Annotated in this window: 12 protein-coding genes; all 12 read right to left on the bottom strand. The window is 46.5% G+C overall.

Translation table 11 applies throughout. From position 1 onward, the window contains the following. Positions 1 to 4: 4 nt before the first annotated feature. The gene (rplC, locus tag AB4Y93_RS27560) at positions 5 to 628 is read right to left on the bottom strand and encodes a 50S ribosomal protein L3 (RefSeq protein WP_441896866.1); all 624 of its coding nucleotides are present in this window, start codon (positions 626 to 628) and stop codon (positions 5 to 7) included. A 39-nt stretch (positions 629 to 667) separates the two neighbouring features. After that, positions 668 to 976, bottom strand: a complete 309-nt coding sequence (gene rpsJ / locus AB4Y93_RS27555) for a 30S ribosomal protein S10 (protein WP_005544556.1) — start codon at positions 974 to 976, stop codon at positions 668 to 670. A gap of 386 nt (positions 977 to 1362) precedes the next feature. After that, positions 1363 to 2157, bottom strand: coding sequence for an ABC transporter ATP-binding protein (locus AB4Y93_RS27550; protein WP_441896863.1), 795 nt, complete (start codon positions 2155 to 2157; stop codon positions 1363 to 1365). Continuing rightward, entirely contained in the window at positions 2157 to 3023 is an 867-nt protein-coding gene (locus tag AB4Y93_RS27545; RefSeq protein WP_441896899.1) for an ABC transporter permease, read from the bottom strand. Before AB4Y93_RS27545 ends, AB4Y93_RS27550 begins: the two co-directional genes overlap by 1 nt. Positions 3024 to 3143: 120 nt before the next feature. Then, entirely contained in the window at positions 3144 to 4190 is a 1047-nt protein-coding gene (locus AB4Y93_RS27540) for an ABC transporter substrate-binding protein (RefSeq protein ID WP_441896861.1), read from the bottom strand. 187 nt (positions 4191 to 4377) lie between these two features. Continuing rightward, on the bottom strand, positions 4378 to 5568 hold the full coding sequence (gene tuf, locus AB4Y93_RS27535; protein WP_441896859.1) for an elongation factor Tu: 1191 nt from the start codon (positions 5566 to 5568) through the stop codon (positions 4378 to 4380). Positions 5569 to 5683: 115 nt separating this feature from the next. Further along, complete coding sequence (gene fusA, locus AB4Y93_RS27530) at positions 5684 to 7759, bottom strand: elongation factor G (RefSeq protein ID WP_441896857.1); 2076 nt, start codon at positions 7757 to 7759, stop codon at positions 5684 to 5686. 53 nt (positions 7760 to 7812) lie between these two features. Continuing rightward, on the bottom strand, positions 7813 to 8283 hold the full coding sequence (gene rpsG, locus AB4Y93_RS27525; protein WP_091190695.1) for a 30S ribosomal protein S7: 471 nt from the start codon (positions 8281 to 8283) through the stop codon (positions 7813 to 7815). A gap of 63 nt (positions 8284 to 8346) precedes the next feature. Continuing rightward, on the bottom strand, positions 8347 to 8766 hold the full coding sequence (gene rpsL / locus AB4Y93_RS27520; RefSeq protein ID WP_015847231.1) for a 30S ribosomal protein S12: 420 nt from the start codon (positions 8764 to 8766) through the stop codon (positions 8347 to 8349). A gap of 155 nt (positions 8767 to 8921) precedes the next feature. Next, positions 8922 to 9152, bottom strand: coding sequence for a ribosomal L7Ae/L30e/S12e/Gadd45 family protein (locus AB4Y93_RS27515; RefSeq protein WP_441896855.1), 231 nt, complete (start codon positions 9150 to 9152; stop codon positions 8922 to 8924). Positions 9153 to 9394: 242 nt separating this feature from the next. Beyond that, positions 9395 to 12994 (bottom strand): DNA-directed RNA polymerase subunit beta', encoded by a 3600-nt coding sequence (gene rpoC, locus AB4Y93_RS27510; RefSeq protein WP_441896897.1) that lies wholly within the window; start codon positions 12992 to 12994, stop codon positions 9395 to 9397. A 122-nt stretch (positions 12995 to 13116) separates the two neighbouring features. Beyond that, positions 13117 to 16680: a DNA-directed RNA polymerase subunit beta gene (gene rpoB / locus AB4Y93_RS27505; protein ID WP_441896853.1), complete on the bottom strand. Its 3564-nt coding sequence runs from the start codon at positions 16678 to 16680 to the stop codon at positions 13117 to 13119. Positions 16681 to 16818 lie beyond the last annotated feature (138 nt).

The raw sequence follows: 16818 nt of genomic DNA, 5'->3' as shown, positions 1-16818 counted from the left end.
GCAATTAGTTCTTAACTGTTTGTTTTACTTTAACGAAACCGTTTTTAGGACCAGGAATGGAACCTTTAACGAGAAGCACATTACGCTCAGCGTCTACACGGATAATTTCGAGTTTTTGGATCGTAATTGTCTCATGACCCATGTGACCAGGAAGGTGTTTACCTTTTGGTACGCGGTTCGCTTGAATGGAACCCATGGAACCAGGACCACGATGGTAACGGGAACCGTGGGCCATAGGACCCGTGCTTTGTCCCCAACGTTTGATAACGCCGGCAAAACCTTTACCTTTCGAAATACCTGTTACGTCAACAAACTCGCCTGCTGCGAACAAATCAGCCTTCACTTCTTGGCCAACTTCATATTCGCCCAGATTAATACCGCGAATTTCACGAACGTAGCGCTTAGGAGCTGTATTAGCTTTCTTCGCGTGGCCGATTTCCGGCTTAATCGCTCTAGACTCTTTCTTATCGGAGAAACCAAATTGTACGGCTTCATAACCATCGTTCTCTTGATCTTTCTTCTGGAGAACTACACAAGGACCAGCTTCGATAACCGTTACTGGAACGACATTACCTTCAGCGGTGAACACTTGCGTCATACCAAGTTTTTTGCCTAAGATACCTTTCATGTTGACACCTCATTTCCTTTCAATAATCAAATATACTTATTACAGTTTGATTTCGATATCTACACCGGATGGTAAATCCAGGCGCATCAACGCATCAACCGTTTGCGGCGTTGGGTTAACAATATCGATCAAGCGTTTATGTGTACGCATTTCGAATTGCTCCCGGGAATCCTTGTACTTGTGCACCGCACGGAGAATAGTGATGATTTGCTTTTCCGTAGGAAGCGGAATCGGCCCGGATACGCCTGCACCGGAACGTTTTGCTGTTTCCACGATTTTCTCAGCGGATTGATCAAGAATTCTGTGATCGTATGCTTTCAAGCGAATACGAATCTTTTGCTTTGCCATATAAGTCCCTCCTTCTATCGCCCAATTTCTTATCGGACATACTCCATGAGAAAACCCGGCACATGCCCCATGGCAAAGGGGCCGGGTGTGTCGGCAACCTCTCACATCATCGCAACGTCACAGACCAACATTCAATATTATACCGAAACAGCTGGGCAAATGCAAGGGAAAGTTATGTCTTTTCCTATCATTACTCAGCTTGGTGTAACGCGCTCGTTCGACTTTCCCGTATCCGCCCCTCTAGGACGAACCGTGTTTTCCACTTCGCCTATCATACACGATTTCGACCACACTTCCAAATCCATTTTTGTCCTACTTAATTGCTTCTATATAATAGAAGAAACGCAATGACGAATTAACGTCATTGCGTTTCTATTTTGAGGCTATTAACCCAATACGACACGATCGTCAGCCATCTTCTTACCGCTGATCTGTTCAAACTCACCAAGCAAACGCTCCACGGTTAGATCTTTCTTCCGTTCCTCATTAACTTCGAGAATAATCTTCCCTTTATCCATCATGATTAATCGGTTACCAAGCCGGATTGCCTGCTCCATGTTATGGGTAACCATGAGGGTTGTCAGGTTCATCTCACGTACAAGCGTTTCAGTCAAAGTTGTAATCAACTCTGCACGTGCTGGATCTAGAGCAGCTGTGTGTTCATCGAGAAGTAGAATCTGAGGTTTCGTGAAAGTAGCCATCAACAGGCTCAGTGCTTGACGTTCACCACCAGATAATAATCCTACCTTAGCACTTAAGCGATTCTCAAGCCCAATGCCAAGACGAGAAAGCTGTTCACGGAAAAATTTACGACGAACACTGTTGATTGCGAGTGAGAATCCACGTTGCTTACCACGTGTATAAGCCATCGATAAATTCTCTTCTATAGACATACGTGGCGCAGTACCTGCCATAGGATCCTGGAACACTCGCCCGATCCATTTGCTTCTGCGGTACTCCGGAAGGCTGCTTATATTCTTGCCTTCAATCCGGACTTCACCAGTATCCGGCTTCATTACACCAGAGATAATGTTCATTAAGGTTGATTTGCCTGCACCGTTACTACCGATCACCGTAATGAAATCTCCCTGCTTCATCGCCAGATTCGCGTTTACTAATGCTGTTTTTTCATCTAATGTTCCCGGGTTGAACAGCTTTGATACTTTTGCAATTTCCAGCATCAGTTAGCTCCTCCCTTCTGTTCAAAACTTTTCAAAAGATCCGACGTGCGTTTACGCGCCATCCTCTTTTGCTTGATTGTTTTTTGCAGAGATGGGAAGACAAGAGCAATAATTACGATAATTGCTGTGATTAATTTAATGTCAGATGCCTCAAAGAAATCACTTTGATAGGCAAGACCGATAATAATACGATACACAATCGAGCCTAGAACGACAGCAAGTGTTGCTCGGAATACAGTCTTCGCTCCAAAGATGGCTTCCCCGATGATAACCGATGCAAGACCAATAACGATCATCCCGACACCCATTGTGATATCTGCAAAGCCACTCTGTTGAGCAACAAACGATCCTGACAAAGCAACCAGGCCGTTCGACAGGGCAATACCTAAAATTTTTGTTGTATCTGTATTTGTACCAAAACTTCGGATCATTCGTTCATTATCACCAGTTGCACGCAAGCTTAAGCCAAGGTCGGTCTTGAAGAACAAATCAAGCAGAAGCTTAATAATTACGACAATGATCGGCATCAGTACAATTACCTTAACCCCTGAGAACACGGTACTAACATCAGGGCCTAATAAACTGATATTCGGGATGCCCCCCATAATCCTCATGTTAATGGAATATAAGGCGATCATCATTAAAATACCGGATAATAATCCATTGATTTTACCTTTCGTATGCAGCAAGCCTGTAATAGCACCTGCCGCAGCTCCAGCACCAAATGCCGTAAGACTTGCAAGCCACGGCGATGTGCCGTTTGAAATCATAACTGCTGCTACACCTGCACCGGTTGTAAAACTGGCATCAACCGTGAGGTCAGGGAAATCAAGAATTCGAAATGTAATATAGACGCCAAGAGCCATCAAGGAGTAAAGCAATCCTGACTCAAAAGCACCATTTAACCATACTGGCACCGAGGCACCTCCTCTACATAATAAGAGAACGGGATGAACGCAAGGAGCGTTTACCCCGTTCTTGTGTTGTTATTGAATAATGTCATTGTCCGGATCTTTCACTCCGGCTTTCATCTCATCGGTAACGGTAATACCTTGATCTGCTGCAGCTTTCAGGTTCAGAATCAAGTCGAGCTTATCTGGTACAGTAACCTTCATCTCGCCAGGATTTTTGCCATTCAGAATTTCAGCAGCCATTTGTCCAACTTGGTAGCCATGATCATAATATTTGAAACCAACTGTTGCAAATGCGCCCTTCTCGACCGTATCACGGTCGCTTGAGAAGAATGGAATTTTATTTTCTTTTGCTACCTGCAAAAGTGCATCTACACCAGAAACAACAACGTTATCAAGTCCAATGTACATAGCATCTACTTTGCCAACCAGCGATTCTCCTGCTTGTTTTACTTCAGAGCTATTTGTTACCGGAGCTTCAATCAATTCGATATTATGCTTCGCCAATGCTTCTTTTGCAGTAGCTGCCATAACAACGGCATTACTTTCACCTTTATTAATGACCATTCCAACCTTCTTCACTGTAGGGAAGTTAGCTGCTATGAAATCCATCAATTGACCGGCTGCTGCAGGGTTTGTATCTGAAGCGCCAGTAACGTTACCACCCGGAGCATCCATATTCGTAATCAGCTTTGCTGTAAGTGGATCTGTTACAGCTGCGAACAAAATCGGAGCTTTATTTCCCGCATTGTTGTAAGCTTGCACAAGTGCTTGTGCTGAAGGTGTTGCGATACCCAGAGCCAGATCGGCTTTTGCACCCGCAATTTTTTGAGCGATCGACGTGTTATTTGTTTGATCACCTTGTGCCGTATTGAAATCTACCTTTAAGTTTTCCCCTTCAACAAATCCTGCATCCTTAAGCGCTGCAAGAAAACCTTCTTTAGTTGCATCAAGCGATGGATGCTCAACAATTTGGGAGATTGAAATTTTGTACGTTTTCTTTGCCTCCGTATTTGCCGCATTACCAGAACTACTGTTTTCGTTGTTCTTACCGCTGTTTCCGCATGCTGCTGTAATGAGCAAAAGTACTAAAGCAAGTGGTACCAACCATTTCTGTTTCACTTCTAGATTGCCCCTCTCAGATGTATATTGTCTAAATACCGTGAATAACGTCGATTGACGCCCGTCCATCAATTTTAATAGCATGTAAAGTTATACGTCAATGGATTCAATTACAAATTTAAATAAAAAAACCCTCTGCGTTAAGCAGAGGGTTTTTAAGATAAAGCGCGGCTAATGCCGCACTTTATTATTTTTGGATAGTTGCTACAGCGCCAGCGCCTACAGTACGGCCGCCTTCACGGATGGAGAAACGAGTTCCTTCTTCAACCGCGATTGGAGCGATCAGCTCAACAGTAACTGTGATGTTGTCACCAGGCATAACCATTTCAGTACCTTCAGGCAGGTTGATGATACCTGTTACGTCAGTTGTACGGAAATAGAATTGTGGACGGTAACCAGTGAAGAAAGGCTTGTGACGGCCACCCTCTTCTTTAGTCAGAACGTAGATTTGAGCTGTGAAGTTAGTGTGTGGTTTAACCGAAGCCGGTTTAGCCAATACTTGACCACGCTCGATGTCTTTACGGTCTACACCACGAAGCAATGCGCCGATGTTGTCGCCCGCTTGAGCGGAATCCATCAATTTACGGAACATTTCTACGCCCGTAACAACGGATTTGCGAGTTTCTTCAGCCAGACCAACGATTTCGATCTCGTCGCCAACTTTAACCACACCACGGTCGATACGGCCAGTTGCAACTGTACCACGACCAGTGATTGTGAATACGTCCTCGACAGGCATCAGGAAAGGCTTAGCTGTATCGCGTTCTGGAGTTGGGATGTAAGTATCCACTTGCTCGAACAGTTCAACGATTTTGTCAGCCCAAGGACCTTCAGGGTTTTGCAGTGCTTCACGAGCTGCACCACGGATGATTGGAGTGTCGTCGCCTGGGAACTCATACTCGTTAAGAAGGTCGCGAACTTCCATCTCAACCAGTTCAAGAAGCTCTTCGTCTTCAACCATGTCGCATTTGTTAAGGAATACTACGATGTAAGGTACGCCTACTTGGCGGGACAGAAGGATGTGCTCACGAGTTTGCGGCATAGGGCCGTCAGCTGCGGATACAACCAGGATTGCGCCGTCCATTTGAGCAGCACCAGTGATCATGTTTTTAACGTAGTCGGCGTGACCTGGGCAGTCAACGTGAGCATAGTGACGGTTAGGAGTCTCATACTCAACGTGAGCTGTCGAGATTGTGATACCGCGCTCGCGCTCTTCTGGAGCTTTGTCGATTTGGTCAAAAGCGATTGCAGCGCCACCGTATTTTTTGGAAAGTACAGTAGTGATTGCAGCAGTCAAAGTAGTTTTACCATGATCGACGTGACCGATAGTACCGATATTTACGTGCGGTTTATTACGTTCAAATTTAGCCTTTGCCATTGAACTTAATCCTCCTCAATATAACTAAAGTTTTATGTGTGGGCAAAGCACAAATGCTGTGAAGCCTTTGTGCCCGGCCTAGCATACCCTAAGGTATCGTTAAGTCACTTAATAATTAAGCGCCTTTGTGTTTGGAAATGATTTCTTCCGAAATCGAACGTGGTACTTCTTCATAGTGCGAAAGCTCCATGGAGAATACGCCACGACCTTGAGTACCGGAACGAAGAGTTGTGGAGTAACCAAACATCTCAGCGAGAGGCACCTTAGCACGGATGATTTGTGCACCTGCACGAGTATCCATACCTTCGATACGACCACGACGGGAGTTCAACATACCCATAACGTCGCCCATGTACTCTTCCGGAACCATAACTTCAACCTTCATGATTGGCTCAAGAAGAACTGGGTTACATTTTTCTTTGGCAGCTTTAAGCGCCATCGAACCTGCAATTTTGAACGCCATCTCCGAGGAGTCAACGTCATGGTACGATCCGTCTACAACAGTTGCTTTAACGTCAACGAGTGGGAAGCCAGCGATTACGCCGTTCTTCATCGACTCTTCGATACCCGCTTGGATAGGACCAATGAATTCACGAGGAATAGATCCACCCACAACTTTGTTTTCGAATACGAAGCCTTGACCTGGCTCTTGCGGAGTGAATTCCACCCAACAATGACCATATTGACCTTTACCACCGGACTGACGAACGAATTTACCTTCAACCTTAGCCGCAGTACGGAATGTCTCACGGTAAGCTACTTGAGGTTTACCAACGTTTGTCTCAACTTTGAATTCGCGAAGCATACGGTCAACCAGGATTTCAAGGTGAAGCTCACCCATACCCGAGATGATCGTTTGGTTCGTTTCTTCGTCTGTATGAGCACGGAACGTTGGATCTTCTTCAGCCAGTTTGGAAATTGCGATACCAAGTTTATCTTGGTCAGCTTTCGTTTTTGGTTCGATAGCTACCGAGATAACTGGATCTGGGAAGTTCATCGACTCAAGAACGATAGGGCTCTTCTCATCGCAAAGTGTGTCGCCCGTGATCGTGTCTTTCAGACCGACTGCAGCAGCGATATCACCGGAGTAAACTTCGGCGATCTCTTGACGTGCATTCGCATGCATTTGCAGGATACGGCCAATCCGCTCACGTTTGTTCTTTGTTGCGTTAAGAACATACGAACCGGATTTCAAGATACCCGAATATACACGGAAGAACGTCAACTTACCAACATAAGGGTCAGTCATGATTTTGAATGCAAGTGCCGCGAACGGCTCTTCATCAGAAGAATGACGCACTCCCTCTTCGCCATCTTCGAGTGTACCTTTAATAGCAGGAACATCGAGTGGGGAAGGGAGGAAGTCAACAACTGCATCCAACATCATTTGAACGCCTTTATTACGGTAAGAAGAACCTGCGATTACTGGGAAGATCTTAACTTCGCAAACACCCTTACGGAGTGCAGCTTTCAGTTCTGGAATCGTAATTTCTTCGCCTTCCAGATACTTCATTGTCAATTCTTCATCCAGCTCAGCTACCTTCTCGATAAGCTCCAAACGAAGCTCTTCTACTTGGTCAGCATATTCAGCAGGGATTTCGATTTTCTCAGGATCTTTTCCGAGATCATCTTTGTATTTGTAAGCTACGCGATCAATAATATCGATTACGCCGAGGAAATCACTCTCAGCACCAATCGGCAGTTGAATCGCAACAGCATTCGCTTGCAGACGCTCACGCATGTCTTTAATAACATTCAAGAAGTCTGCACCGATAATGTCCATCTTGTTGATGTAAGCGATCCGAGGAACGCCATAACGGTCAGCTTGACGCCATACTGTTTCTGACTGTGGTTCAACGCCTTCTTTGGCACTGAAAACCCCAACAGCCCCATCCAATACGCGCAGGGAACGTTCTACTTCAACAGTGAAGTCAACGTGCCCCGGGGTGTCGATAATATTGATGCGATGACCATCCCATTGAGCGGTTGTCGCGGCAGACGTAATCGTAATACCGCGTTCTTGTTCTTGCTCCATCCAGTCCATCGTTGCAGCGCCTTCATGCACTTCACCGATTTTGTGAGTACGGCCTGTATAGAACAAGATACGCTCAGTTGTAGTCGTTTTACCAGCATCGATATGCGCCATGATCCCGATATTACGCGTATTCTTCAAGGAGAATTCTCTTGACATGAATTTGTCTCCTCTCGTGTATTGAGTTAAACTCAATCAAATTATTTAAAATCCTACCAACGGTAGTGAGCAAACGCTTTGTTCGCTTCTGCCATTTTGTGTGTGTCTTCGCGCTTCTTCACAGATGCACCAGTGTTGTTCGCTGCATCCATGATTTCTGCTGCCAGACGCTCTTCCATCGTTTTCTCACCGCGGTTACGCGAGTAGTTAACGAGCCAACGAAGACCAAGCGACGTACGGCGCTCTGGTTTTACTTCGATAGGCACTTGGTAGTTAGTACCGCCTACACGGCGTGCTTTAACCTCAAGTACTGGCATAATGTTTTTCAATGCTGCTTCGAACGTTTCCATTGGATCTTTACCTGTGCGTTCTTGGATCAGCGTGAAAGCATTATACAACAGCGTTTGAGCAACACCGCGTTTGCCGTCGATCATAATACGGTTGATAAGACGAGTTACCAGTTTGCTATTATAAAGCGGATCTGGCAATACATCACGTTTTGTTACAGGACCTTTGCGTGGCATGATAAAGTCCCCCTTTCCCAGTTAGTCGTTATACCCGGATATTATCCGAATGTATTCAACTTATTATTTTTTAACTTTAGGACGTTTAGTACCATATTTCGAACGAGATTGGTTACGGTTGTTTACACCCGCAGTATCCAATGCACCACGAACGATATGATAACGTACGCCCGGAAGGTCTTTTACCCGTCCACCGCGGATCAATACAACGCTGTGTTCTTGAAGGTTATGACCGATACCTGGAATATACGCCGTTACCTCTACGCGGTTAGTCAAACGTACACGCGCATATTTACGAAGTGCGGAGTTCGGTTTTTTCGGAGTCATAGTACCTACACGAGTGCACACACCGCGTTTTTGCGGAGCGCTGATATTCGTTGCTTCACGTTTCAGAGCGTTAAACCCTCTTTGCAAAGCAGGCGATTTCGATTTTACGACTTTAGCTTGGCGGCCTTTACGGACCAGCTGATTAATTGTTGGCATGTTGCCACCCCCTTCCCATGATTATGTCTTATTTATGGCAAGACATTTAACCCAATCATTAAGCCCACAGATCCAGGCGGTTCATAAAAGAACAAATAAAAATTTTCGCCAGTCCATCATCTTTCAATTCTGCACCAACAAAAATTATGTTTTCATTATTCTTCATCAGGTATGAGCGCTGCCATAGCAGCTCCGACATCAATCCCGCAGGTCTCCCCAAGTTCATGCATCGTATCTGTCCACTTAATCGGAACACTCAACCGCTCGCAAAGATGAACGATCTTCTCTATCATCCTTGGATCTGCATCACGAGCTACATAGACTTCGATAGCTTTATCTTGCTCAAGCATCTTCGTCGTCTGTTTCGCGCCAACCTTGAACTGCATGATATCACCTTTCCTTCATCGGTAGAGCGATCACACAATTAGGCACACTTCGATATAGTAACACCTACATCTACAAGTGTCAAGCTGTAATACACCCTGTCCAAATTGCAAAGTTATGGTTAATTCATTCGGACGGTTAAAGGTACGGCCCACTAATCATTATACATGTAAAAGAGCGAGTATCAACAGGGAAGACCAACCATCCCTGCCGATGCCGCGCTCTTCTCATTAATTACACTATACTATTCAATCGTTACAGCTTCGGATTCCAATTCGCCTTCTTCAGTTGTTTCCGGCTCATCTTCAAGGCCTACCAGCTTGATACTGCGGTAACGGTTCATACCTGTACCAGCCGGGATCAGCTTACCGATAATAACGTTCTCTTTCAGGCCTAGCAATTGGTCGACTTTACCTTTGATAGCAGCGTCGGTCAATACGCGAGTCGTTTCTTGGAACGATGCCGCGGACAAGAACGAGTCTGTCTCAAGGGATGCCTTCGTAATACCAAGCAATACTGGCTTCGCAACCGCAGGCTCAAGACCTGCAAAGATTGCTTCGCGGTTAGCTGCTTCGTATTCATGGATGTCAACAAATGCGCCTGGAAGAAGCGTAGTGTCCCCAGCGTCAACGATACGGATTTTGCGAAGCATTTGCTTAACCATAACCTCAACGTGTTTATCGTTGATTTCTACACCTTGGTTACGGTATACGCGCTGTACTTCTTGCAAAATGTAGTTTTGAACGCCTCGGATACCTTTAATGCGCAGCATATCTTTAGGGTCGATCGAACCATCTGTCAGCTCGTCGCCGGCTTCGATTTGCTGGCCTTCGGTTACACGGATACGCGAACCATACGTAATTGCGTATACTTTCGTTTCCGCTTCGCCTTGTACTTCAACTTCGCGACGGTCTTTCGCTTCGCGAATTTCTTTCACGACACCGTCGAGCTCAGTGATAATCGCTTGACCTTTCGGATTACGCGCCTCGAAGAGCTCTTGGATACGCGGCAAACCTTGCGTAATATCGTCGCCGGCTACGCCGCCGGTATGGAACGTACGCATTGTAAGCTGTGTTCCTGGTTCACCGATCGATTGCGCTGCGATAATACCAACAGCTTCACCGATCTCAACGTGTTTGCCTGTTGCCAAGTTACGGCCATAGCAAATTTTACATACGCCATGACGCGCACGGCAGCTAAGCACCGAACGGATCTGAAGTTTCTCGATACCAGCATCGATAATCGCATCTGCTCTACCGGAATCGATAAGCTCGCTCTTCTTAACGATAACTTCACCCGTTTTAGGATGACGAATCGTTTCGAATGCATAACGACCTTCGATACGGTCATACAGATCCTCAATAACTTCTTTACCATCTTGGATTTTGCTAACAGCAAAGCCTTTATCTGTACCACAATCATCTTCACGAACGATAACATCCTGCGCAACGTCAACCAGACGACGAGTCAAGTAACCCGAGTCAGCCGTACGAAGGGCTGTATCGGCCAAACCTTTACGCGCACCATGCGTCGAGATAAAGTACTCGAGGACGGTAAGGCCTTCACGGAAGTTCGATTTGATTGGCAACTCGATGATACGACCGGATGGGTTCGCCATCAGACCACGCATACCGCCGAGCTGAGCGATCTGCGATTTGTTACCCCGTGCTTTGGAGTCAACCATGAGCATGATGGAATTGTAACGGTCCATCGATCTCATGAGAATTTCCGTAATTTGATCTTTGGATTTACTCCAAATTTCGATAACACGGTCATAACGCTCTTCGTTTGTAATCAGACCACGACGGTACTGATTCATAACGACAGCTACTTTAGCGTCGGATTCTTTCAAGATCTCGACTTTTTCCTCTGGAACAATAACGTCCGATACCGCTACGGTAATACCCGCGCGAGTAGAGTACGTAAAGCCGAGCTGTTTAATGCGGTCAAGAATAATCGACGTTAAAGTTGTATGGTAGATACGGAAGCATTCGCCGATGATGTTGCCGAGATACTCTTTACCGACACCGCCGGCAATTGGTAATTCGTCAACAATTTTGTTCAGGTCGCTGCCTTTTTCATATACGAAATACTTATCCGGTGTTCCGTGCAACAAGTTCGCTTTAGTAGCTTCGTTGATGTAAGGGAAGTCTTCCGGGAAGATCTCGTTGAAAATGACTTTACCAACCGTTGTACTAATCAGCGAGTTCTGCTGCTGTTCCGTAAAGATCGTTTTCTTCAGTACTTTAGCTGGCACGAATACACGAGCATGAAGCGATACAATGCCACGCTGATAAGCGGAGATTGCTTCGTTCACAGTCGAGAACACAGAACCGGAACCTTTGGCTTCCTTGTTGTCCATCGTCAAGTAATACGATCCGAGAACCATATCCTGCGATGGTGTAACAACTGGTTTGCCGTCTTTCGGGTTCAAAATGTTACCCGATGCAAGCATCAGGAGACGTGCTTCAGCTTGTGCTTCTGCCGACAGTGGTACGTGAACGGCCATTTGGTCACCGTCAAAGTCCGCGTTATAAGCGGTACATACGAGCGGATGAAGCTTGATGGCGCGGCCTTCAACCAAGATTGGTTCGAACGCTTGGATACCAAGACGGTGAAGCGTAGGGGCACGGTTAAGAAGAACCGGATGCTCCTTGATTACTTCTTCAAGAACGTCCCATACTTCTGGGCTAACGCGTTCAACTTTACGTTTTGCGCTCTTGATATTATGAGCCAAACCTTTATTAACAAGCTCTTTCATAACGAACGGCTTGAACAGCTCCAGCGCCATCTCTTTTGGAAGACCACATTGGAACATTTTCAGGTTTGGACCTACTACGATAACGGAACGACCAGAGTAGTCAACCCGTTTACCGAGCAAGTTCTGACGGAAACGACCTTGTTTACCTTTCAGCATATGGCTGAGCGATTTCAAAGGACGGTTACCTGGGCCTGTTACTGGACGACCACGACGACCGTTATCGATGAGGGCATCAACTGCTTCTTGCAGCATACGCTTCTCATTCTGAACGATAATGTCTGGTGCACCAAGGTCAAGTAGACGTTTCAGACGGTTGTTACGGTTAATAACACGGCGGTACAAGTCATTCAAGTCAGACGTTGCGAAACGTCCGCCATCCAATTGTACCATCGGACGAAGCTCTGGCGGGATAACCGGAAGTACATCGAGAATCATCCATTCCGGCTGATTGCCGGAGTTACGGAATGCTTCGATAACTTCAAGACGCTTAATCGCACGATTACGGCGTTGCCCCTGAGCAGTGCGTAATTCTTCTTTCAGTTGTTCCAGTTCTTTCTCTACATCGATGTCTTGAAGCAATTTCTTAACTGCTTCTGCACCCATGCTCGCTTGGAAGCCATAACCGTATTTTTCACGGTAGCTGCGGTATTCTTTCTCCGACAGCAGTTGTTTTTTCTCAAGCGGCGTATCACCAGGATCGGTAGTAACATAGGATGCAAAATAGATAATCTCCTCAAGCGAACGAGGCGACATGTCAAGCGCAAGGCCCATACGGCTTGGAATACCTTTAAAGTACCAGATATGCGATACAGGAGCAGCAAGCTCGATATGGCCCATACGCTCGCGGCGTACTTTAGCGCGAGTTACTTCAACGCCACAGCGGTCACAGACTACGCCTTTATAACGAACGCGTTTGTATTTACCGCAATGACATTCCCAGTCTTTAGTAGGCCCGAAGATCTTCTCACAGAAAAGACCTTCTTTCTCCGGTTTTAACGTCCTATAGTTGATCGTCTCCGGTTTTTTGACTTCTCCGCGGGACCAAGAACGAATTTTATCCGGCGAGGCAAGCCCGATTTTCATATACTCGAAGTTGTTCACGTCCAACAAGGAGCAACCCTCCTTCGTCATGTATGGCTATGTCGTACAAATTGGCGGCTGCACGCCCTTCTGACGAAGGACGAGCAGCCTATAATCAAATCTTCTTATTCAGCGCCTGCTTCGGCACCTTCCAAATTCAGGTTGAGCTTATCGCTCGTACCGTCATCTTCGTCATCGATTTCTCTCATCTCGATCTCTTCTTCATTCTCGGAAAGGATCTTAACGTCCATACCTAGAGACTGAAGCTCTTTGATCAATACTTTGAACGACTCAGGAACACCTGGCTCCGGTACGTTCTCACCCTTCACGATCGATTCGTACGTCTTCACACGGCCGACAACGTCGTCGGATTTGACGGTAAGAATCTCTTGAAGCGTATAGGCAGCGCCGTATGCTTCAAGCGCCCAAACTTCCATCTCGCCGAAACGCTGACCACCGAATTGAGCTTTACCACCCAATGGCTGTTGCGTAACGAGGGAGTAAGGACCAGTCGAGCGGGCATGGATTTTATCGTCAACCATGTGCGCCAGTTTGATCATGTACATGACGCCAACTGTAACTTCACGTTCGAACGATTCACCTGTACGTCCATCGTACAGAACCGTTTTACCGTTACGTTGCATACCGGCTTCTTCCATTGTGTCAAATACGTCATACTCGCGCGCACCGTCGAATACCGGTGTTGCAGCATGCAAGCCGAGCTGTTTACAAGCCATACCCAGATGGACTTCGAGTACTTGACCGATGTTCATCCGTGATGGTACGCCTAGTGGGTTAAGCACGACTTCTACTGGTGTACCGTCTGGCAAGAACGGCATATCTTCCTCAGGCATAATACGGGCGATAACCCCTTTATTACCGTGGCGTCCTGCCATTTTGTCGCCTTCGGAAATTTTACGTTTTTGAGCAATATATACACGGACCAGCTGATTCACGCCTGGTGGCAGTTCATCGCCGTTCTCACGAGTAAATACTTTAACGTCTACAACGATACCGTCGGTACCATGCGGTACACGAAGCGATGTATCACGGACTTCACGAGCTTTCTCACCAAAGATCGCGTGAAGGAGGCGTTCTTCCGCTGTCAGTTCCGTAACACCTTTAGGTGTTACTTTACCAACGAGGATATCGCCAGCGCCAATCTCTGCGCCGACACGGATAATACCGCGTTCGTCGAGGTTCTTAAGCGCTTCTTCGCCGACATTCGGAATGTCGCGCGTAATTTCTTCTGGTCCAAGCTTCGTATCACGTGCTTCGGATTCATATTCCTCGATGTGAATGGATGTATAAACATCCTCTTTCACAAGCTTCTCGCTAAGAAGAATCGCATCCTCATAGTTGTAGCCTTCCCAAGTCATGAACGCAACGACAACGTTACGGCCAAGCGCCAATTCGCCTTGCTCTGTCGAAGGACCATCAGCGAGAATATCGCCAACTTTGATCACATCACCTTTGCGGACAAGCGGACGTTGGTTAATACATGTTCCTTGGTTAGAACGCATAAACTTATGCAGTTTATGTTTTACGAGATCGCCAACAACTTGTTTGCCGTCCAAAACTTCAGTACGGCGCAGCCAAATTTCATTTGCAGAAACTCGATCAATAACACCGTCAAACTTGGATACAATACATACACCAGAGTCTTTTGCCGATTTGTGTTCCATACCAGTACCAACGAGTGGTGCTTTAGGAATAAGAAGCGGCACAGCTTGACGTTGCATGTTGGATCCCATGAGCGCACGGTTGGAGTCGTCATTTTCCAAGAACGGAATGAGCGCTGTAGCAACCGATACAACCTGCTTCGGCGATACGTCCATGTAGTCAACGCGTTCGCTTGGCATAGTCAGGATGTTATCTGCTTGTTTGTTATAACGAACGATTACGCTGTCGTCGACAAATCTACCGTCTTCTGCCAACTTCGCGTTCGCTTGTGCGATAACGTAGTTATCTTCCTCGTCAGCCGTCAAATACGAGATTTGCTCGGTAACGATACTAGTCTTCGGATCAACCCAACGGTAAGGCGCCTCAATGAAGCCATACTCGTTAATACGAGCAAATGTCGACAAGGAGTTGATCAAACCGATGTTCGGACCCTCTGGTGTTTCGATCGGACACATCCGCCCATAGTGGGAGTGATGGACGTCACGTACTTCGAAGCCTGCACGCTCACGTGTCAAACCACCCGGACCGAGTGCAGACAGACGACGTTTGTGCGTCAATTCTGCCAGCGGGTTCGTTTGGTCCATGAATTGCGACAGCTGCGAGGAGCCAAAGAATTCTTTAATCGACGCAATAACTGGTCGAATGTTGATCAAAGCTTGCGGCGTGATCGCGTTAGCGTCTTGAATCGACATTCTTTCGCGAACAACACGTTCCATACGGGACAGACCAATACGGAACTGGTTTTGCAACAATTCGCCTACCGAACGCAAACGGCGGTTACCGAGATGGTCGATATCGTCTGTGTTGCCTACGCCATGCAGAAGGTTAATGAAATAGTTAATGGACGAAATAATATCCGCAGGCGTAATATGCTTAACGGATTTATCAATTACGCCATTCGCAATAACTTTAATGACCTTCGCATCATCAAGCGGTGAATACACACTAATCGCTTGAAGTGGAATGCTGTCTGCATCCAACACACCATTAGCAACATGATATGTTTTGAAGCCGACGTTTTTCTCCAATTTGTCGAGGATCTCATCAAGCAGACGACGGTCAATCATTTGCCCTGCTTCTGCGATGATTTCACCCGTACCTGGATCAACCAGTGTCTCAGCAAGACGTTGGTTAAACAGGCGGTTCTTGATGTGAAGCTTTTTGTTTATTTTGTAACGACCAACGTTAGCCAAATCATAACGTTTTGGATCAAAGAAACGAGCAACTAGCAAACTCTTTGCATTGTCCAATGTAGGCGGCTCGCCTGGACGAAGGCGTTCGTAGATCTCGATCAACGCTTTCTCAGTCGAATCTGTGTTGTCTTTATCCAGCGTGTTGCGAATATACTCGTCATGGCCGAGCAATTCTAGGATTTCAGCGTCGGTCCCGAAGCCAAGAGCGCGCAAAAGCACCGTCACCGGTATTTTCCGGGTCCGGTCAATACGAACGTAAATGATGTCTTTAGCATCCGTCTCAAGTTCGAGCCAAGCTCCGCGATTCGGAATTACCGTTGCCGTGTATGTTTTCTTCCCGTTCTTATCAACCTTCGTGCTGAAGTACACACTTGGGGATCGAACCAACTGGCTGACAATAACACGTTCCGCCCCGTTAATAATGAACGTACCGGTCTCTGTCATCAGCGGAAAGTCGCCCATGAACACTTCTTGTTCTTTCACTTCGCCGGTTTCTTTGTTGAAGAGCCGTACTTTAACGCGTAGTGGAGCAGCATACGTCACATCGCGTTCCTTTGATTCATCGACCGAATATTTCGGTTCGCCTAAGCTATAGTCGATAAACTCAAGCGATAGATTGCCCGTAAAGTCCTGAATCGGCGAAATGTCCTGGAATAACTCAAGCAAGTCATTGTCCAAGAACTTTTCGTACGATTTTTGTTGGATTTCAATCAGGTTCGGGACTTCCAGCACCTCGTTGATCCGGGCGTAACTTCTCCGCGTGCGCCGACCATACTGAACAAGTTGTCCTGCCAACTTAACCTCACCCCTCATGTCTGTCTCACAGCATCGATATATCACTGCGTACACTTTAAATAAAGAAAAGCCCTTATCGAATAGTTCGAAAAAAGAGCGTGTTCCGGCAGCCAACCAAACGCAGCGCGGCGCGATGGTTCCATATCAAGTAATTTT

It is taken from the genome of Paenibacillus sp. YAF4_2, assembly GCF_052113225.1.
In the GTDB taxonomy this organism is placed as follows: domain Bacteria; phylum Bacillota; class Bacilli; order Paenibacillales; family Paenibacillaceae; genus Pristimantibacillus.
Note: the sequence above shows the minus strand (reverse complement) of the source record. Positions and strands in the feature narration are given on the sequence as shown.

Excerpts from the sequence above, each read along its gene's own strand:
- rplC (WP_441896866.1), bottom strand. The coding sequence starts at position 628 with ATGAAAGGTATCTTAGGCAAAAAACTTGGTATGACGCAAGTGTTCACC.
- rpsJ (WP_005544556.1), bottom strand. The coding sequence starts at position 976 with ATGGCAAAGCAAAAGATTCGTATTCGCTTGAAAGCATACGATCACAGA.
- AB4Y93_RS27550 (WP_441896863.1), bottom strand. The coding sequence starts at position 2,157 with ATGCTGGAAATTGCAAAAGTATCAAAGCTGTTCAACCCGGGAACATTA.
- AB4Y93_RS27545 (WP_441896899.1), bottom strand. The coding sequence starts at position 3,023 with ATGGCTCTTGGCGTCTATATTACATTTCGAATTCTTGATTTCCCTGAC.
- tuf (WP_441896859.1), bottom strand. The coding sequence starts at position 5,568 with ATGGCAAAGGCTAAATTTGAACGTAATAAACCGCACGTAAATATCGGT.
- fusA (WP_441896857.1), bottom strand. The coding sequence starts at position 7,759 with ATGTCAAGAGAATTCTCCTTGAAGAATACGCGTAATATCGGGATCATG.
- rpsG (WP_091190695.1), bottom strand. The coding sequence starts at position 8,283 with ATGCCACGCAAAGGTCCTGTAACAAAACGTGATGTATTGCCAGATCCG.
- rpsL (WP_015847231.1), bottom strand. The coding sequence starts at position 8,766 with ATGCCAACAATTAATCAGCTGGTCCGTAAAGGCCGCCAAGCTAAAGTC.
- AB4Y93_RS27515 (WP_441896855.1), bottom strand. The coding sequence starts at position 9,152 with ATGCAGTTCAAGGTTGGCGCGAAACAGACGACGAAGATGCTTGAGCAA.
- rpoC (WP_441896897.1), bottom strand. The coding sequence starts at position 12,994 with ATGAAAATCGGGCTTGCCTCGCCGGATAAAATTCGTTCTTGGTCCCGC.
- rpoB (WP_441896853.1), bottom strand. The coding sequence starts at position 16,680 with ATGAGGGGTGAGGTTAAGTTGGCAGGACAACTTGTTCAGTATGGTCGG.